Annotated in this window: 15 protein-coding genes; 7 read left to right on the top strand and 8 right to left on the bottom strand. The window is 62.3% G+C overall.

The features are described 5' to 3' along the window. Nucleotides 1-9 precede the first annotated feature (9 nt). From ACQKPE_RS16505 to ACQKPE_RS16475, 7 genes are all read right to left on the bottom strand, one after another. The gene (locus tag ACQKPE_RS16505) at nucleotides 10-1,134 is read right to left on the bottom strand and encodes a hypothetical protein (protein WP_427667468.1); all 1,125 of its coding nucleotides are present in this window, start codon (nucleotides 1,132-1,134) and stop codon (nucleotides 10-12) included. 147 nt (nucleotides 1,135-1,281) lie between these two features. Then, entirely contained in the window at nucleotides 1,282-2,169 is an 888-nt protein-coding gene (gene cyoE / locus ACQKPE_RS16500) for a heme o synthase (protein WP_427667466.1), read from the bottom strand. Between the two features lie 11 nt (nucleotides 2,170-2,180). After that, nucleotides 2,181-2,516, bottom strand: coding sequence for a cytochrome o ubiquinol oxidase subunit IV (gene cyoD / locus ACQKPE_RS16495; RefSeq protein ID WP_427667464.1), 336 nt, complete (start codon nucleotides 2,514-2,516; stop codon nucleotides 2,181-2,183). Further along, a complete protein-coding gene (gene cyoC / locus ACQKPE_RS16490) occupies nucleotides 2,516-3,139 on the bottom strand; it encodes a cytochrome o ubiquinol oxidase subunit III (RefSeq protein ID WP_427667462.1) in 624 nt (207 codons plus the stop codon). Before cyoC ends, cyoD begins: the two co-directional genes overlap by 1 nt. Nucleotides 3,140-3,142: 3 nt before the next feature. Further along, nucleotides 3,143-5,161 carry a cytochrome o ubiquinol oxidase subunit I gene (gene cyoB, locus ACQKPE_RS16485; protein WP_427667461.1) on the bottom strand — a complete coding sequence of 673 codons (2,019 nt, stop codon included), beginning with the start codon at nucleotides 5,159-5,161 and terminating at the stop codon, nucleotides 3,143-3,145. A gap of 3 nt (nucleotides 5,162-5,164) precedes the next feature. Continuing rightward, nucleotides 5,165-6,109: a ubiquinol oxidase subunit II gene (gene cyoA, locus ACQKPE_RS16480; protein ID WP_427667459.1), complete on the bottom strand. Its 945-nt coding sequence runs from the start codon at nucleotides 6,107-6,109 to the stop codon at nucleotides 5,165-5,167. 557 nt (nucleotides 6,110-6,666) lie between these two features. After that, nucleotides 6,667-7,173, bottom strand: a complete 507-nt coding sequence (locus ACQKPE_RS16475; RefSeq protein ID WP_427667457.1) for a disulfide bond formation protein B — start codon at nucleotides 7,171-7,173, stop codon at nucleotides 6,667-6,669. Between the two features lie 1,021 nt (nucleotides 7,174-8,194). Here ACQKPE_RS16475 and ACQKPE_RS16470 point away from each other — a divergent pair. Further along, on the top strand, nucleotides 8,195-9,334 hold the full coding sequence (locus ACQKPE_RS16470) for a hypothetical protein (RefSeq protein WP_427667455.1): 1,140 nt from the start codon (nucleotides 8,195-8,197) through the stop codon (nucleotides 9,332-9,334). 117 nt (nucleotides 9,335-9,451) lie between these two features. Here the strand turns inward: ACQKPE_RS16470 and hmpA are convergent, their stop codons facing one another. After that, on the bottom strand, nucleotides 9,452-10,630 hold the full coding sequence (hmpA, locus tag ACQKPE_RS16465) for an NO-inducible flavohemoprotein (protein WP_427667453.1): 1,179 nt from the start codon (nucleotides 10,628-10,630) through the stop codon (nucleotides 9,452-9,454). Between the two features lie 155 nt (nucleotides 10,631-10,785). On the opposite strand from hmpA, the gene norR reads away from it, so the two are divergent. The 6 genes from norR to ACQKPE_RS16435 form a co-directional block, all read left to right on the top strand. Further along, entirely contained in the window at nucleotides 10,786-12,336 is a 1,551-nt protein-coding gene (norR, locus tag ACQKPE_RS16460) for a nitric oxide reductase transcriptional regulator NorR (protein ID WP_427667451.1), read from the top strand. An 88-nt stretch (nucleotides 12,337-12,424) separates the two neighbouring features. Beyond that, nucleotides 12,425-13,324, top strand: coding sequence for a chemotaxis protein (locus ACQKPE_RS16455; RefSeq protein WP_427667449.1), 900 nt, complete (start codon nucleotides 12,425-12,427; stop codon nucleotides 13,322-13,324). A gap of 86 nt (nucleotides 13,325-13,410) precedes the next feature. Continuing rightward, nucleotides 13,411-13,722, top strand: a complete 312-nt coding sequence (locus tag ACQKPE_RS16450) for a hypothetical protein (RefSeq protein WP_427667447.1) — start codon at nucleotides 13,411-13,413, stop codon at nucleotides 13,720-13,722. Beyond that, entirely contained in the window at nucleotides 13,719-14,453 is a 735-nt protein-coding gene (locus tag ACQKPE_RS16445) for a YkgJ family cysteine cluster protein (protein ID WP_427667445.1), read from the top strand. The genes ACQKPE_RS16450 and ACQKPE_RS16445 overlap by 4 nt, the downstream gene beginning before the upstream one ends. A 111-nt stretch (nucleotides 14,454-14,564) precedes the next feature. Beyond that, a complete protein-coding gene (locus ACQKPE_RS16440) occupies nucleotides 14,565-15,725 on the top strand; it encodes an efflux RND transporter periplasmic adaptor subunit (RefSeq protein WP_427667443.1) in 1,161 nt (386 codons plus the stop codon). After that, a partial coding sequence (locus ACQKPE_RS16435) for an efflux RND transporter permease subunit (RefSeq protein ID WP_427667441.1) occupies nucleotides 15,722-18,312 on the top strand: 2,591 nt, incomplete at its 3' end. The genes ACQKPE_RS16440 and ACQKPE_RS16435, both read left to right, overlap by 4 nt.

Here is an 18,312-nt window from a genome sequence, read left to right as displayed (position 1 = left end):
CTGCCCCGCTCAGCGCAGGCGCTTGTAGTTGTCCGCGTTCTGCGGCGACTGGGCGAGGCCATCGGCGGGCTCGAATGGGTCGCCTTGGACCTTGCGAAATTCCGAGTTTTTCATGCCATGGTGAACGAGGCGCTCCTCGTTGCCCTCGGTGATCGCAGTGTAAGACTGCTTGCGCATTGCTCGGTACTGGCCGTCTGCCGCGACCATGGCCTGATGGTACTTGGCGAGCGTTGCCTGATCGAGTTGCAAACGCTTGTTCAGGCGAGTGCCCCAGCGGGTCAGGCACACTTCGGCGAAGTGCCGTACCACCTGCCCCGGTTCGATCAACACCTTGCCGCCGCTCGCGCCATCGGTCGAAGCATTGCCAACCAGGGTCGCGTGACGTCCCGGTAACGGGAAGATACTGATACGCGACTTGTAGGGCATGACCGGGATGACACAGGCAAAACCCTTGGAACGCTCGTCGCGGGCATAGCAGCCCACGTACTCCTTGACGTTGGCCGCCAACTGCACGCGCTCATGCTGCACATTGCCCACCCCCGGCACGGGGTCGATGGCGAAGATATTGACCTTCACCTGCGCCAGTTCCGGGTCTGCGGCCATGGCGTTGGCCAGCATATGACAACTGATGCCGCCGCGGCTCCAGCCCACCAGGTTGACGGTGGCAGGGACCAACGGCTTGCGCATCTGGGTGATCAGTTGCTGCTGAAGTGCCTGTGGGGTCACTAGGCGGTTCCCGAAGTCGTAGGTACGCCAGAACCACGAGCCACTGGCGCTGGCATCCGGGATCGGGACGCCGGCACGCTTGAGCCTGTCGTACTCCTGCTCGGTAAGTTTCTTGCGCTGCCAGTTGAGCTTGCCCTTGATGACCTGCAGCGCATGCTGGACGTTCTGGTTCCAGCCACTGCCGAACAAGGTGCCAGTCACTTGGGAATGCTCGCCACCATCGACGAACAACACGTCGCTCTGCAGGTTGCCACTGCCCGGGCCATCGATCGCTATCCAGTCGACGAACTCTCGGCCGGCATCGTTGGCGGCCAGGTTCGAAACCAACTCGCCGTTCCAGAAATTGGGGTTCTGAGTATCGAAACTGTGGGAGCCGGTGCCGCAGAAGTAGACGGTGAATGCGCTCATGGGTGAGCCTCCTAAGTGTGGGAGGAGCACCTTAGGTCGGCTACAACGGCGCAGACAGTTGGAAGGGTTGCGACGGGGCAGCGAGAAGACCCCAGGCATAAAAAACCCCGGCACCAGGGCCGGGGTTTGGTGTAACAGGCAGTGCTGTCAGCGTGCGTAGGTCATCAACACGTCGGCGGCGGTCTGGCTGTCCACCGACATCATCACGCTCAGGGCGGTGACGGTGAGGATGGAGAAGCCGAATACCTTGCGCGCCCACTTGCTGTCGTCCTCGGCCTTGTAGCCACCCCAGGCCATGTACAGCCAGTACAGGCCCATGGCAGCGGCGACGGCGAGGTAACCCAGGCCGGCATAACCGCCGAGGGTGAGCATCAAGGTGGCGAGCACGAAGGCCAGCACGTACAGCACGATCTGCTTCTTCGCCGCGAGGATACCGCGTGCCACCGGCAGTACCGGAATGTTGGCGGCGCTGTAGTCCTTGAAGCGGAAGATGGCGATGGCGAAGCTGTGCGGCATCTGCCACAGGCTGAACATCACCAGCAGGGTCACGGCGGCCATGTCGAAGCTGTTGCTCACTGCGCAGTAGCCGATCACCGGCGGCATGGCACCGGACAGGCTGCCAACCAAGGTGCCGTGCACCGACTTGCGCTTGAGCCACAGGCTGTAGAAGCCGACGTAGATGACGAACCCGACCAGCGCACAGAACGCCGCCAGCGGGTTGGCCTGGATGTACAGCATGCTGAAGCCGACCACCCCGAGCAGGGTGGCGTAGGCCAGCGCGAGCGGCAGTGGCATGCCGCCCTGGACCATGACGCGGTTCTTGGTACGTTCCATCTTCTGGTCGATGTCGCGGTCGATGCAGTTGTTGAACACGCAACCGGACGCGACGACCAGGGAAGTACCGACAACCACCGCCAGGAACAGGGCGAAATCCACATGCCCGCCCGAGGCGAGGAAGAAACCGCCTGCCACGGAAAGCACGTTACCGAAAATGATCCCCGGTTTGGTGATTTGGATAAAGTGCTTCACGGACATGCAGTCTTACCTCACTTGGCCATCATTTCGATGTGGATGCTGAACATGATCCACAGCGACAGGCCGACCAGCAGTGCAATAACCAGAACGGTGAACAGGAACGTCGACACGTTGGAACGCTGCTCTTTCGAGCGGTCCATGTGCAGGAAGTACACCAGGTGTACCACCACCTGGATGACGGCCATGGCCACCACGATCAGGACGGTCAGATTCTTCGGCAGGGTCGGGAACATCACCAGGCCGAATGGGATCGCGGTGAGGATGATCGACAGGACAAAGCCGATCATGTAGGACTTCACGCTGCCGTGATTACCTTCGTGGTGAGTAGTGTCGTGTGCGTTAGCCATTACAGGACTCCCAGCAGGTAGACGACGGTGAAGACGCAGATCCAGACCACGTCCAGGAAGTGCCAGAACAGGCTCAGGCAGCTCATGCGGGTTTTCGCAGTGGGCGTGATGCCTTTGGTCTGGATCTGGTACATCAGGATCGCCATCCAGATCAGGCCAGCGGTCACGTGCAGACCGTGGGTACCGACCAGCGCGAAGAACGCCGACAGGAACGCACTGCGCTGCGGGCCGTAGCCTTCAACGATCAGGTGATGGAATTCATAGATTTCCATCGCGATGAAGCCTGCACCGAACAGGAAGGTCACGGCCAACCAGCCCAGCACGCCAGCCTTGTTACCGGCGAACATCTTCAGCATGGCGAAGCCGAAGGTGATCGAGGACAGCAGCAGCAGCGCGGTTTCAACCAGCACGAAGTCGAGCTGGAAGATGTCGTGACCCGACGGGCCGCCGGCAAAACTGCCGGACAGCACCGCGTAGGTGGCGAAGAGCGACGCAAACAGGATGCAGTCGGTCATCAGGTAGAGCCAGAAGCCGAATACGGTCATCTCGCTCGTGTCGTGGTGGTGATCGTCGTGCCCATGGTCGTGACCATGTGCATCACCGTGCATTACTTGACTGGACATTGGTTACACCCGCTCAAACGATTCGACACGTGCGCCGCCAGCTGGCAGTGCACCGGCCTGGGCCAACGCCTTCAGACGCTCGCCTTCGATACGTGCCACTTCCTCGGCCGGAACCATGTAGCCCTGGTCGTCACGCGCAGCGTGGCGAACGAAGACAACGACGGTTGCAACCAGGCTTGCAGCCACCAGCCACCAGATGTGCCAGATGAAGGCGAAGCCGAACACGGTCAGGAACAGACCCATGAACAGACCGGTGGAAGTGTTGCTTGGCATGTGGATCGGTTGGTACTTGCCCGGCACCTTGTAGGCGACACCGGCTTCCTTGGCTTCGTGCCAAGCGTCCAGGCCGACCTTCTCAGGCATGTGGGCGAAGTTGTAGAACGGAGGTGGCGACGAAGTCGACCATTCCAGGGTACGGCCGCCCCATGGGTCGCCAGTGACGTCCAGGTTCTGCTTGCTGTCGCGGACCGACACGTACAGCTGGATCAGCTGGCAGGCGATACCGCCCAGGATCATCACGGCGCCGACCACGGCAACGTACAGGTAGGGTTCCCACAGCGGGTTGTCGGAGTGGTTCAGGCGACGGGTCATACCCATGAAGCCCAGGGCGTACAGCGGCATGAACGCCACGTAGAAGCCCGAGATCCACAGCCAGAAGGACGCCTTGCCCCACTTCTCGTTCAGGGTGAAGCCGAAGGCTTTCGGGAACCAGAACACGAAACCTGCGATGTAGCCGAATACTGCGCCGCCGATGATCACGTTGTGGAAGTGGGCGATCACGAACAGGCTGTTGTGCAGTACGAAGTCAGCACCTGGAACGGCCAGCAGAACGCCGGTCATGCCACCGATGGAGAAGGTGACCATGAAGCCCAGGGTCCAGAGCATCGGCGAGGTGAAGCGCACGCGGCCCTGGTACATGGTGAACAGCCAGTTGAACAACTTCACACCGGTCGGGATGGAGATCAGCATCGTCGCCAGGCCGAAGAAGGTGTTGACGCTGGCGCCGGCACCCATGGTGAAGAAGTGGTGCAGCCAAACCGCGAAGCCCAGTACGGCGATCGCACCCGATGCGTAGATCATCGCGTGGTGGCCGAACAGACGCTTGCTGGAGAAGGTCGAGGTGACTTCCGAGAACACGCCGAAGGCCGGCAGGATCAGGATGTAGACCTCAGGGTGACCCCATGCCCAGAACAGGTTGACGTACATCATCGGATTCCCACCAAGGTCGTTGGTGAAGATGTGGAAATCCATGTAACGGTCAAGGGTCAGCAGGGCGAGTGCGGCAGTCAGGATCGGGAACGAAGCGACGATCAGCACGTTGGCCCAGGTGCAGGTCCAGGTGAAGATCGGCATGTCCATCAGCTTCATGCCAGGTGCGCGCATCTTGGCCACGGTGACCAGGAAGTTCACGCCGGTCAGTGTCGTACCCAAGCCTGAGAGCTGTAGCGCCCAGATGTAGTAGTCCACACCCACGCCCGGGCTGTACTCGATACCCGAAAGCGGCGGGTAGGCAACCCAGCCAGTCTTGGCGAATTCACCAACGCCCAGCGAGATGTTGACCAGCAGCACGCCTGCCAGCAGCAGGTAGAAGCTCAGGGAGTTCAGGAACGGGAAGGCAACGTCACGTGCACCGATCTGCAGAGGCAGGGCCAGGTTCATCAGGCCGGTGAAGAACGGCATCGCCATGAAGATGATCATGATCACACCGTGGGCGGTGAAGATCTGGTCATAGTGTTCAGGCGGCAGGTAGCCTTCGGAGCCGGAAGTGGCCATCGCCAGCTGGGTACGCATCATGATGGCGTCGGCGAAGCCGCGCAGCAGCATGACCATCGCGACGATGATGTACATCACCCCGATCTTCTTGTGGTCGACCGTGGTCAACCACTCGGTCCACAAGTAGGTCCACTTGCGGAAATAGGTGATTGCACCGACCAAGGCAATACCACCGACCGCAATCAAGGCAAGTGTCACCAAGACTATCGGGTCGTGAGGTATCGCCTCCAGGGATAATTTACCGAACATCTCTTACTCCTCTGCACCGGCAGCTGGTTGCATACTCGAATCCACACCCTTGGTAGTGGCCAGCTCTTTGCTGCCTGCTTCTTCGTGGTTCGGACGACCGCGGTTCATGCCTTCGTACTTGTCGACGATGCGCTGGAACTGGTCGGCCAATGCCTCGCTGTACAGCGCGACTGGGTTGTTTTCGCTTGGTTTGGCCAAGGCGGCATATTCAGCCTCGTCCAGCTTCTTCGGCGACTGCTTGACTTCGGCGACCCATGCTTCGAAGTCGGCCTGGGAAGTGGCGGTAGCCTTGAATTTCATACCGGTGAAGCCCGCACCGCTGTAGTTCGCCGAGATACCGTCGAACTCGCCGTTCTCGTTGGCGATCAGGTGCAGCTTGGTGGTCATGCCGGCCATCGCGTAGATCTGGCCGCCCAGTGCAGGGATGAAGAAGGAGTTCATCACAGCGTCCGAGGTGACACGGAAGTTGACCGGAGTGTTGGCCGGGAAGACGATCTTGTTGACCGTGGCGATGCCTTGTTCCGGGTAGATGAACAGCCATTTCCAGTCCAGCGCGACCACGTCGATCTGCACCGGCTTCACATCGGAATCCAGTGGACGGTACGGGTCCAGCTTGTGGGTGGAGTGGTAGGTGACGTAACCCAGGGCGATGATGATCAGGATCGGGATGATCCACACCGCGGCCTCGATCTTGGTCGAGTGCGACCAGTCGGGGGTGTAGGTGGCGGCCTTGTTGGAAGCACGGTACTTCCAGGCGAACACCAGGGTCATGATGATGACAGGCACGACGACCAGCAGCATGAGGCCGGTAGCGATCAGGATCAGCTCCTTCTGCTCGACACCCACCTGGCCCTTCGGATCGAGCAGGGTCCATTCACACCCGCTGAGTAAAAGCATGCCTAAAAAGGGCAATATGCCAAACAGTCTGGGGTAACGCTTTTTACTCATCTCACGACCTCTAGATCAGCTTGCTTCAATGCAATTTGTGTTTTGGTCGCCAACACTTCGTCCTGCCAAGCGTCAGCATTTCGGGCTCGAATTCGCTCCTGCCTGGGGTCCGACTGCAGGACCTGGCGTCAAGCGGGTTTTAATGGTGCTTAGATTTCTTAGGCTAACGGCCTGTACTTCAGACCAAGTCCATTTGGTGCGGAAAACGCGGAGGGATGTCCGCCCGGATCACCGCCGGGCGGAACTTGACGAAGTCAGCAAAAGGAGCGCTGGGGCTTCCTTCAATCCTGCGACTCGCAAGCGGTGCCGAACGGAAATTGGGGGCGATTGTAGATAGGTCGCCCCCCCTTGACTATGACTTATTGAGCAACAGTCTTTTACAGAATTCGCAACAATGCTGCTCGAAAAATCAACTTCGCGACAGTTTGTCGCACCCCTCCAAACAGGCTTGAAAGCCACGTAATAAAGGGGTTTGTCTTTGATCAAGGTGAGCCTTGGGGGAACATTTCCCAGGTTTCACGCCGTGCAACAGACTTGCGCGAAATCGGTACTTTTGTCTAAGCCCGGCGCCGGTTCCGGTAGATGCCCAGCGGCACCAGGATGGCGGTTAGGACAAAGGCCACCAGCGCCCACTGCGCCAGGGACAGGCCGAGGATCGGCGGGTACGGCGTGGAGCAGAAACCATCGACCTGGAACGCCAATGGCCAGACCCGTGCCAGGGGCAGGTCGTCGACAATCGGTTGCAAGGTGTCGATGCCGCAGCTGATCGCCGGGTTGGCGAGTATATACACATGGTTGCCCGCCGCAACGATTCCACCGATCGCGCTGAGCACCACCAGGGCTTCGAAGAACGTCAGGCTGCGCCGCCCCGGCATGGCAGCGGCAATGAAAGCGAACAACGCGATCAGCAGCAGGGCATAGCGCTGCAGGATGCACAACGGGCAAGGCGCCTCGCCCAGTACCACCTGCATGTACAGCGCGCCACCGATCAGGGAGAGGCAGATCACCCCCAGCAGCACCAGAAAGCGCCGTTCCCGATTCAGGCGCAAGGTTTGTTCGTTCATTGCCGGTTCCTTCGATGGATAGTGGCAGCGCGTGCCGCCCGAAAGGGCGCCAGTCTACACGCCGACGAGGCCATTGGATGCGTCGAGGAAGCGGCGTAACAGCGCTGTGGCTATCCGTGGTGATCTAGGACCGGCCGGAACGACGTCGGTTCAACGTCGCCCGCAAAAAAGCGGTAGCCCGGATGCCGGACAGGGCCAGGCCCCTCGACACCTGGGAGTGAAGGATACAGTGATTAAAGGAAGATTAAAGAGGAAGGTGCTTGAACGATGTGCCCCCTCCCTCTTTATTAGGCAATCGAGAATGTATCGACGCGCCGACACTCGGAACCACGGGAGCTGCCCCGGGACAAGAGTTGCCTAGAAGCGATTTCCGCTGGGAATGCTCATTGTACGACGAGTCAGTTGTGCGTCCTAGTCGGCTTTCACGTTGCCTGATCGCCGCTCGGCAAACCCTCGTACAAACAATAAGAACTGATAGATTTGCCAGTTGAGCATACCCTCCCCTATTGCTAACTTTTGAAGCACAGCCAATCCGCATATAAAACCTTGAAATAATCGGGCAGACAATTACTGACACCGACACCAGAAACGGAAATTAAATCACGCCACTATTCAGTGCCAACGCCCCTGAAGAACGATTACCCTCCAGGTAACTTAGCACGCACAACAACATCAAAGATGCGCTCAATATTTTGAGCGACACATTCCTTTTTAATTATATTTCAACCCGAGAACCCTCATGACTACAAGCACAGAAGCTACTCCCCCCAATAAAGAACCCATCACGCTCTCGGTTACTGCACTGGGCCACCACGATAACCAAGGTTCCGGCACTCGTCACTTCGGGCTTCAGGTAAAACTTGTTGCAACGGGACGCGCACCCAGCCCACATGCAGGCTGGGATCTCTGGCGCCTAGGCCGTGACGGTACGCCAGTTCTTCAGAATGGCAGCTTTCACCAGCTCCCCCTAGGCACAAAGCTACTGACGATTACGCCGATCGCCTCAGACGATAGCGGTCGAATGAAGCTCTACGCTACATGGAGTGGACAAGGAAACCCGAGGGTCAGCGATATAGTAGAAGTTGTGATTCCCGCAATGCCTCAACCTTATGACGTGATTGCCAGCGATGCCTCGCTCAAAGTCCGAATTCAAGGGCGAGCCCTATACTCCAGCGGCGTGGGAAATTCTGTCAAAGCCACCGTGGGCACGCAAAGTGTAGAGGGACGAGTGAAGGCTGACGGTCGGTTCGATTTAATTATCCCAAACGTACCGGGCGGCACTCACAACTACAGTGTCGTCACCAAAGGTTACTACGATGTTCCAGACTCCGCAGCCGTACGAGGCACTGTCACCGTTGGCAGCCCGCCCAACGTGCCACTAATGGTTATATTCCCGGAAGTCAATCGCCCTATTGGTCGAATCACGAAAGTGACAGGGGTAGCCACACCCAACTCATCCATTCAAGCCTCCCTGGCAGAGGGCTCCACTGCCTCGGCAACGGCTAATGCCGCGGGGCACTGGCAAATCGATAAAGTCGTATCGGACCTCGCGGGCGAGGTCAGCTTGCGGATAGAAAACCTCAGTACCGACGAGGTCGAGATACGTCCCGTAGTTGTCGCACCTTTCCCACAATGGACCGTGACTCAATTCACGTTCGGAAACGCCTTTAACCAAGAAGGCGAGAGCAAACGTGTCTCCCTAGCCCGGGGCACGGCAGATCCATACACAGCACTTGAGTTCCGCCGCGCGGCCCAAACCGATTACCTACCACTGGCCACGGCTGACGAGCAGGGTGCTTGGCAATATGAAAACTCCAACCCACCTTTTGACTTGATCCAGGGACCGCACTTTGTGCGGGCTATCGGCGACGATGTATCGCGCTCGTTCACCTCAGAACAACCCGCACCGGTCATTACTTCACCGCTTGACGGGCAGCAAGTAGCCACGACCGTGACCTTCACAGGTTTTGGAGTGCAGGCAATACTCACCGTCGAATCTGATGGCAGGCAGTTCCGCTCTACTCGAGTTGACGCAAAAAGCTGGCGTGCTGAAGTTGGCCCGTTATCGCCTGGCGTACACACCATTGCAGGTCGTGTAATGGGCACTGAGGTCTGGGAAGTCACTCGGGTCAACCTGTACGTAGACGATACTGAGCAATAACCTTTCATCTTCAGGCAACATCGTGCTGCAAAGGCCCGAGACACTTGCGTGACTCGGGCCTTTCGTCATTCCTTATACGACTGGCAGGCCCCCGATGCGCGAAGGCCTGCCGGCCGGTTACTCCAGCGCCGAAGCCGGGCCGAAGAACTCGTAGCGGCTCTGCGCCTCTGGCACGCCGAGCCCTTTGAGGTGACGACGCATGGCCGCCATGAAGCCTTTCGGGCCCAGGAAGTAGGCGTCCAGGTCGCGGTCGCTCGGCAGCCACTCGCCCAGCAGTTCCTGGGTCAGGATGCCCACCGCGTTGACCTTGCTGCTGCCGTCGTCTTCGCCGTAGCAATAGAAGCGCTTGAGCTGCGGGTGGCGCTCGGCCAGGGCATCGACCCAGTCACGGAAGGCGTGCACCGAGCTGTTGCGCGCGCAGTGGATGAAGTGCACCGGGCGCTGGGTCTTGAGCGCAGCTTCGAGCATGGCCAGGGTCGGCGTGATGCCAACGCCGCCACTGAGCAGCACCAGGGGCTTGTCGCTGTCGGTCAGGGTGAACTCGCCGGAAGGCGTGAACAGGTTGATCAGGTCGCCTTCCTGGAGCTGGTCGTGCAGTTGGTTCGACACCTTGCCGCCCGGCTCGCGCTTGACGCTGATGCGGTACTGCTGGCCATCGCCCAGGGCCGACAGCGAGTAGTTGCGCCGCTGCTCCACGCCGTCGACGAACACCTGCAAGCCAATGTACTGGCCTGGCTCGGCCAGCAGCACCGGCTGGCCATCGACCGGGGCGAAGTAGAACGAGACGATCTCGCTGCTTTCCTGCACCCGGCGCGCCACGCGGAACTCGCGCACACCGCGCCAGCCGCCCACGGCCTCTTCCTTCTCCTTGTAGATCTTCTCTTCGGCACCGATCAGGATGTCGGCCAGCTGGCCGTAGGCCGCGCCCCAGGCTTCGATGACCTGCGGGGTGGCGATGTCCTTGCCGAGCACTTCTTCGATGGCGCGCAGCAGGCAGCTGCCAACGATCGGGTAGTGCTCCGGCAGAATCTGCAAGGCCACATGCTTGTTGATGATCAGGCCAACCAGGCCGCCCAGCTTTTCCAACTGGTCGATGTGGCGGGCGTACATCAGCACGCCGTTGGCCAGGGCGCGCGGCTGGTCGCCGCTGGCCTGGTGGGCCTGGTTGAACAGCGGGCGTACTTCGGGGTATTCGCTGAGCATCATCTTGTAGAAGTGGGTGGTCAGCGCTTCGCCGCCGCTTTCCAGCAGGGGGACGGTGGCTTTGACGATTGCACGTTGGTCGGCGGTAAGCATTTTTAGGGACTCCTGAGCCTGAGGCTTCGAAAGGTTGCCTTAGGTATTTCAGCAATCGTGCCAACTTTAAATTCTATAAAATTCAAATATTTATATTAATAACAGTCAAAATGACACAGACCGGCGTATAGTCATTCCGACCAAAAGGAGTCCTTATGACCGCAAAGCCGCTGCTGACCACCCTCCTCCCCCTGGTCAGCGACCTGTCCCGCGATCTGCCCGACCAGGAACGCTACCGCCGCTTGCTCCAGGCCATGCGCAACCTGCTGCCGTGCGACGCCGCCGCGCTGCTGCGCCTGGATGGCGAGTGGCTGGTGCCGCTGGCGGTCGACGGCTTGTCGCCTGACACCCTCGGGCGGCGTTTCCGGGTCAGCGAGCACCCACGCTTCCAGATTCTACTAAGCCGCCCCGAGCCGACCCGCTTCGCCAGCGACAGCGACCTGCCCGACCCCTACGACGGGCTGGTGGCCGATGCGCATGCCGACCTCGAGGTGCACGACTGCATGGGCTGCCCGTTGATGGTCGATGAACGCCCCTGGGGCCTGGTCACCCTCGATGCGCTGGAGCCGGGGCAATTCCAGAGCCTGGAGCTGGAGGCCTTGCAAGCCTTCGCCAGCCTGGCAGCCGCCACTGTCACGGTGGCCGAGCGCATCGAGAACCTGGCCCTGCGCGCCGAGGACGAGCACCAGCGCGCCGAGGTGTATCGCCAGGCCAGCGGCCAGGACAAGGAGCTGATCGGCCAGAGCCAGGCGCACAAGCGCCTGGTGGAAGAAATACGCCTGGTCGGCGGCAGCGACCTGACCGTGCTGATCACCGGCGAAACCGGGGTCGGCAAGGAACTGGTCGCTCAAGCCCTGCACTGCGCCAGCCAGCGCGCCAGCAAGCCGCTGATCAGCCTGAACTGCGCCGCGCTGCCCGACACCCTGGTGGAAAGCGAGCTGTTCGGCCATGTGCGTGGCGCCTTCACCGGCGCCCATGGCGAACGCCGCGGCAAATTCGAGCTGGCCAATGGCGGCACGCTGTTCCTCGATGAAGTGGGCGAACTGCCCCTGACCGTGCAGGCCAAGCTGCTGCGTGTGTTGCAAAGTGGCCAACTGCAACGCCTGGGCTCGGACCGCGAGCACCAGGTGGACGTGCGACTGATCGCCGCGACCAACCGCGACCTGGCCGAGGAAGTGCGCCTGGGCCGCTACCGCGCCGACTTCTACCACCGCTTGAGCGTCTACCCCTTGCAGGTGCCCGCCCTGCGCGAACGGGGCCGCGATGTGCTGTTGATCGCCGGCTACTTCCTCGAGCAGAACCGCTCGCGCCTGGGCCTGAACAGCCTGCGCCTGAGCGCCGAGGCGCAGTCGGCGCTGCTGGCGTACGACTGGCCGGGCAACGTGCGCGAGCTGGAGCACCTGATCGGACGCTCGGCGCTCAAGGCCCTCGGCCAGCAGCCCAAGCGTCCACGCATTCTTACCCTCGAAGCCCACGACCTCGACCTGCGCGCGTCACAGCCCGCACCGGATGCGCCAAGCCCAGCACCGGCAGTCGCTGCCGAGCTGCCCCAAGGTGGGCTGCGCGAAGCGCTGGACGGCTACCAGCGCCAGGTGATCGAAGCCTGCCTGGCACGCCATCACGACAATTGGGCCGCCGCCGCACGCGAGCTGGGGCTCGACCGGGCCAACCTCAACCGCCTGGCCAAGCGCCTGGGGTTGCGATAGGGCCGGTACATTCAACGCCTCTCTAAAGCCTGGCCAAACCAGGCCGATAACCCGGCATCGTCCCCATTCCTGACATACAAGGTTGCCCATGGCCACGCAAAACGCCCGCGCGGATTCGCTGTCCTTGCTGCTATTCACCTTGCGCAGCGGCAAGCTGATGGCAATCAACCTGCTCAAGGTCAGTGAGATCATTCCCAGCCCCCCACTGACCAAACTCCCCGAGTCGCACCCGCACGTCAGAGGCGTGGCCACCCTGCGCGGCAACTCGCTGTCGGTCATCGACCTGTCGCGCGCCATCGGCGAACGCCCGCTGGCCGACCCCGATGGCGGCTGCCTGATCGTCACCGAGATCAGCCGCTCGCGCCAAGGCCTGCATGTGCAGGCAGTGAGCCGCATCGTCCATTGCCTGAGCACCGATATCAAGCCGCCGCCCTACGGCTCGGGCAACCGCTCGTTCATCACCGGCGTGACCCGGGTCGACAACAGCCTGGTGCAGGTGCTTGACATCGAGAAGGTCATCCACGGCATCGCCCCCCCCGAGCCCGAAGCCAAGACCGGCGAGCTGAACGAGGAAGACGCAAGCCTCTTGGCCGCGACCAATATCCTGGTGGTCGACGACAGCCAGGTCGCGTTGCAGCAGTCGGTGCACACCCTGCGCAACCTTGGCATCGAGTGCCACACCGCACGCAGCGCCAAGGAAGCGATCAACGTGCTGCTGGACCTGCAAGGCACGGCCCAGGAAATCAATATCGTGGTTTCCGATATCGAAATGTCGGAAATGGACGGCTATGCCTTCACCCGCACCGTGCGCGAAACCCCGGACTTCAAGCACCTCTACGTGCTGCTGCACACCTCGCTGGACAGCGCCATGAGCGCCGAGAAAGCCAGGCTTGCTGGGGCCAATGCGATCCTCACCAAGTTCTCCTCCCCGGAGCTGACCGACTGCCTGGTGGTGGCGGCACGCGCTGTGGCCTTTGCCGAGCACTGATACGTGGCGACAAAGGTTGGTTCTTGATGACTCGGGTGGCTTGGGCATAATTGACAGCCACTCGAAGTTTTTTCCTGGGATCTCGTATGAAATTTCTTAGTGCTCTTCTCGTCACCTGCGCCATGACCAGCGGCCTGGCCCAGGCCTCCAGCACCCAGGCCTGGAACGACTACCGCCAGCAGATGGTCAAGAGCTGCCTGGCTGCCAGCCAGTTCAAGAATGCCCACGTGCTGGGCAAGCCTGCCGAGTTCGATGACCGGGTTGCCTACAGCGCGCTGCTGATCGAAGGCGTGTACCCGCAGAAACACATGAAGCAGCGCACCGGCACCGAGCTGTGCCTGTACGACCGCCAGCGCCAGCAGGCCTTCGTCAGCGAATGGGAAGCCGGAAAACGGTGAGCGACTCTATCCGCTTTGCCTGCACCGGCTGCGGCAAGTGCTGCAGCGGCCACCACGTGCCCCTGACCCTGGCCGAGTCGCGCCAGTGGGCGCGGGCCGGCGGCCAGGTGGTGGTACTGATCGAGGGCTTCGTCGCCGACGGCCCCGGCATGCCGGTCGAGCAGCGCGAGCACGTGCTGCGCCGCTCACACCCGGTGGCCTGCGGCAGCGGCGAGGTACGCGTATCGGTGACCTTCGCCGCATTCAACCCTGGCCGTTGCCGCAACCTGGACGCCAACGACCTGTGCAGCATCTATGAAACCCGCCCGCTGGTGTGCCGTATCTACCCGGCCGAGATCAACCCGCACATTCCCCTGCGCCCGGAAAACAAGGACTGCCCGTCCGAAGCCTGGGAACAAGGCCCCGAGCTGATCCATGGCAGCCTGCCGGTGGACCCCGAGCTGATGGCGCTGATCGACGCCTCGCGCCAGGCCGACCGCGAAGATATCGCCGCCAAGGTCGCCATCTGCCAGGCCCTGGGCATGACCACCAGCGCCCTCAAGGGCAGCGGTTTCACCGCCTGGTTGCCGGACATGGGTGCCCTGGGCAAGGTGCTGGAGCAGTTGCCCGCCGACGACGGCTCGCCCTGGATGTTGCACGTGCCCGACCCGGCAGTGGCCGACGTCCTGCTGCCCCATGGGGTGCTGACCACGGCAGAAGCTCCGGTGTACTACGCCTATATTGGTTTCTAAGCCATCAGCGCAAACTGACAGCGCTGTCAGCCAGGCGTCACGCTGGTGACCCGCTTCGAGGGTTATAAGTGAAGGATGCCACTTTGCCTCTAGCCCTTGGTGCCCACCCCGATGCGACGTCCTTCCCGCCCTCTCGTCCTCGCCGCCCTGGCGCTCGTCATCCTGATCGCTGCGGCGCTGTGGCTGGTTCGCGGCCAGGACGCCCCACCAGCCCGGGCCCAGGCCGCCGTGCCGGTGCGCGTGGTGGACGTGGCGCAGCAGGATGTGCCGCGCTTCACCAGCGCCATCGGCTCGGTGCTGTCGCTGCACAGCGTCGAGGTACGCCCACAGGTCGAAGGCGTGCTGACCCAGGTGCTCGTCAAGGAAGGGCAATGGGTCAAGCAAGGCGACCTGCTGGCCACCCTCGATGACCGCGCCATCCGCGCCACCCTCGACCAGGCCCGCGCCCAGCTCGGGCAAAGCCAGGCGCAGTTGCAGGTGGCCGGCGTAGACCTCAGGCGCTACCGCCTGCTCAGCGACGACGATGGTGTATCGAAGCAAACCCTCGACCAGCAGCAAGCCCTGGTCAACCAGCTGCAAGCCACGCTCAAGGGCAACCAGGCATCGATCGCCAATGCCGAGGTGCAGCTTTCCTACACGCAGATCCGCTCACCGGTGACAGGTCGCGTCGGCATTCGCAACGTCGACCCCGGCAACCTGGTGCGCACCAGCGATACCCAGAGCCTGTTCAGCGTCACCCAGATCGACCCGATCGCCGTCGAGTTCGCCCTGCCGCAGCAGATGCTGCCGACCCTGCAAGGCCTGCTCAAGGCCCAAACCCCAGCACTGGTCGAGGCCTACATGGACGCCGACGGCGAGCGCAGCCTGCTCGGCCAGGGCCACCTGGCGCTGATCGACAACCAAGTCTCGGGGACCACCGGCACCGTGCGGGTGAAGGCCGAGTTCGACAACCGCGATGGCCACCTGTGGCCCGGCCAGCTGGTCACCATCCGCCTGCGCACCGCCGTGGATGAAGGCGCCCTGGTGGTGCCGCCGACCGTGGTGCAGCGCAGCATTGATGGGCACTTCGTCTACCGCCTGGACGGCGACAAAGTCAGCAGCGTGCCGGTCAAGGTGCTGTACCAGGACAGCAACCTGAACATTCTCGCCGGCGTCAAGGCGGGCGATCGCCTGGTACTCGACGGCCAGTCGCGGCTCAAGCCCGGTTCGCGGGTGGAAGTGGCGGCCGACGCCCCTGCCCCTGAAGTAGCCGAACGTCAGGTGCAGCCATGATCACCCGCAAAGGCGTCTCCGCCTGGTGCATCGACCACCCCATCGCCACCCTGCTGCTGACCTTCGCCCTGGTATTGCTGGGCGCCATCGCCTTCCCGCGCCTGCCGGTAGCGCCGCTGCCCGAGGCGGACTTCCCGACCATCCAGGTCACCGCCCAACTGCCCGGCGCCAGCCCGGAAACCATGGCCTCGTCGGTGGCCACGCCTTTGGAGGTGCAGTTCAGCGCCATTCCCGGCATGACCCAGATGACCAGCACCAGCGCCCTGGGCTCGACCAACCTGACCCTGCAATTCACCCTCGACAAGAGCATCGACACCGCCGCCCAGGAAGTGCAGGCGGCGATCAACACCGCCACCGCGCGCCTGCCCCAGGACCTGCCCAACCCGCCCACCTGGCGCAAGGTCAACCCCGCCGACAGCCCGGTACTGGTGCTCACCGTCAGCTCCACGCAGATGCCCGGCAACGAGCTCAGCGACTACGCCGAAACCTTGCTGGCGCGCCAGCTCAGCCAGATCGAAGGCGTGGGCCTGATCAACATCACCGGGCAACTGCGCCCGGCCATTCGCGTACAGGCCCAACCCGAGAAGCTGGCCGCCATCGGCCTGACCCTGGCCGACATCCGCCTGGCCATCCAGCAGACCAGCCTGAACCTGGCCAAGGGCGCGCTATACGGCGAGCACAGCGTCTCGACCATCGCCGCCAACGACCAGCTGTTCCACCCCGAGGACTACGCCAAGCTGATCGTTTCCTACCGTGACGGCGCCCCGGTGCACCTGTCGGACGTGGCCAAGGTCATCCACGGCGCAGAGAACGCCTATGTCAAATCCTGGACGGGCGAGCGGCCCGGCCTGAACCTGGTGATCTTCCGCCAGCCCGGCGCCAATATCGTCGACACTGTCGACCGCATGATGGAAGCCCTGCCACGGCTTCAGGAAATGCTCCCGGCCTCAGTGGAAGTGTCGGTGCTCAACGACCGTACCCAGACCATTCGCGCCTCCTTGCACGAAGTGGAACTGACCCTGCTGATCGCCGTGGTGCTGGTGATTGGCGTGATGGCGCTGTTCCTGCGCCAGTGGTCGGCGACCCTGGTGGTGTCGAGCGTGCTCGGCGTGTCGCTGATCGCCAGTTGCGCCTTCATGTACGTGGCCGGCTTCAGCCTGAACAACCTCACCCTGGTGGCCATCGTCATCGCCGTGGGTTTCGTGGTGGACGACGCCATCGTGGTGGTGGAGAACATCCACCGCCACCTGGAGGCCGGCGACGACAGCCGCACCGCAGCGATCAAGGGCGCCGGCGAGATCGGCTTCACCGTTATCTCCATCAGCTTCTCGCTGGTCGCCGCGTTCATTCCGCTGCTGTTCATGGGCGGCGTGGTCGGTCGGCTGTTCAAGGAATTCGCTCTCACCGCCACCTCGACCATCCTGATTTCCGTGGTGGTGTCGCTGACCCTGGCACCGACGCTGTGCGCGCTGTTCATGCGCAGCGCGCCCAAGGAAGCCCATGACGGTTTCGGCCAGCGCCTGGTGCGCGGCTACGAGAGGATTCTCAACCAGGCCCTGGCCCACCAGCGCCTGACCCTCGGCGTGTTCGGCCTGACCCTGGCCCTGGCGGTGGTCGGCTACGTGGCCATGCCCAAGGGCTTCTTCCCGCTGCAAGACACCGGTTTCATCCTCGGCACCAGCGAGGCCGCCGCCGACGTGTCGTACTCATCGATGATCGAAAAACACCAGGCCCTGGCCAAGATCATCGAAGCCGACCCGGCCGTGCGCGCCTTCTCCCACGCGGTGGGGGTGACCGGCAACAACCAGACCATCGCCAACGGCCGCTTCTGGATTTCCCTCAAACCGCTGGGCGATCGCGACGTCACCGCCAGCGAGCTGATCGACCGCCTGCGGCCCAAGCTCGCCCAGGTGCCGGGTGTGGTCCTGTACCTACGCGCCGGCCAGGACATCAACCTCAGCTCCGGCCCAACCCGCACCCAGTACCAGTACGTGCTCAAGAGCAACGACGGCGTGGCGCTGAACCTGTGGACCCAGCGCCTGACCGAACGCCTGCGGGAAAACCCGGCGTTTCGCGACCTGTCCAACGACCTGCAACTGGGCGCCAGCGTCACTCGCATCGACATCGACCGCCAGGCCGCCGCCCGCTTCGGCCTGACCACCAACGACGTCGACCAGGCGCTGTACGACGCCTTCGGCCAGCGGCAGATCAGCGAGTTCCAGACCGAGACCAACCAGTACAAGGTGATCCTCGAGCTCGATGCCCGCCAGCGAGGCAAGGCCGAGAGCCTGAACTACTTCTACCTGCGCTCGCCGCTGACGGGCGAGATGGTGCCGCTGTCGGCGCTGGCCCATGTCGCCCCGCCAAGCACCGGGCCGCTGTCGATCGCCCACGATGGCCTGTTCCCGGCGGCCAACCTGTCGTTCAACCTGGCGCCCGGCGTGGCCCTGGGCGATGCGGTGCGCATGCTCGAACAGACCCAGCGCGAGCTGGGCATGCCCGACGCCATCGCCGGCAGCTTCCAGGGCGCGGCCCAGGCCTTCCAGAGCTCGCTGTCGAGCCAGCCGTGGCTGATCCTCGCCGCGCT

Source organism: Pseudomonas sp. NPDC089554 (genome assembly GCF_050280645.1).
Classification (GTDB): domain Bacteria; phylum Pseudomonadota; class Gammaproteobacteria; order Pseudomonadales; family Pseudomonadaceae; genus Aquipseudomonas.
This window is presented reverse-complemented; position numbering and strand designations above follow the sequence as displayed.

What these genes read in the sequence shown, in the direction of transcription:
- cyoC (WP_427667462.1), bottom strand. Translation starts at nt 3,139, where the DNA reads ATGTCCAGTCAAGTAATGCACGGTGATGCACATGGTCACGACCATGGG.
- ACQKPE_RS16450 (WP_427667447.1), top strand. Translation starts at nt 13,411, where the DNA reads ATGAAATTTCTTAGTGCTCTTCTCGTCACCTGCGCCATGACCAGCGGC.
- ACQKPE_RS16440 (WP_427667443.1), top strand. Translation starts at nt 14,565, where the DNA reads ATGCGACGTCCTTCCCGCCCTCTCGTCCTCGCCGCCCTGGCGCTCGTC.
- ACQKPE_RS16475 (WP_427667457.1), bottom strand. Translation starts at nt 7,173, where the DNA reads ATGAACGAACAAACCTTGCGCCTGAATCGGGAACGGCGCTTTCTGGTG.
- ACQKPE_RS16505 (WP_427667468.1), bottom strand. Translation starts at nt 1,134, where the DNA reads ATGAGCGCATTCACCGTCTACTTCTGCGGCACCGGCTCCCACAGTTTC.
- cyoE (WP_427667466.1), bottom strand. Translation starts at nt 2,169, where the DNA reads ATGTCCGTGAAGCACTTTATCCAAATCACCAAACCGGGGATCATTTTC.
- cyoB (WP_427667461.1), bottom strand. Translation starts at nt 5,161, where the DNA reads ATGTTCGGTAAATTATCCCTGGAGGCGATACCTCACGACCCGATAGTC.
- cyoD (WP_427667464.1), bottom strand. Translation starts at nt 2,516, where the DNA reads ATGGCTAACGCACACGACACTACTCACCACGAAGGTAATCACGGCAGC.
- norR (WP_427667451.1), top strand. Translation starts at nt 10,786, where the DNA reads ATGACCGCAAAGCCGCTGCTGACCACCCTCCTCCCCCTGGTCAGCGAC.
- ACQKPE_RS16470 (WP_427667455.1), top strand. Translation starts at nt 8,195, where the DNA reads ATGAAGCTCTACGCTACATGGAGTGGACAAGGAAACCCGAGGGTCAGC.
- ACQKPE_RS16455 (WP_427667449.1), top strand. Translation starts at nt 12,425, where the DNA reads ATGGCCACGCAAAACGCCCGCGCGGATTCGCTGTCCTTGCTGCTATTC.
- hmpA (WP_427667453.1), bottom strand. Translation starts at nt 10,630, where the DNA reads ATGCTTACCGCCGACCAACGTGCAATCGTCAAAGCCACCGTCCCCCTG.
- cyoA (WP_427667459.1), bottom strand. Translation starts at nt 6,109, where the DNA reads ATGAGTAAAAAGCGTTACCCCAGACTGTTTGGCATATTGCCCTTTTTA.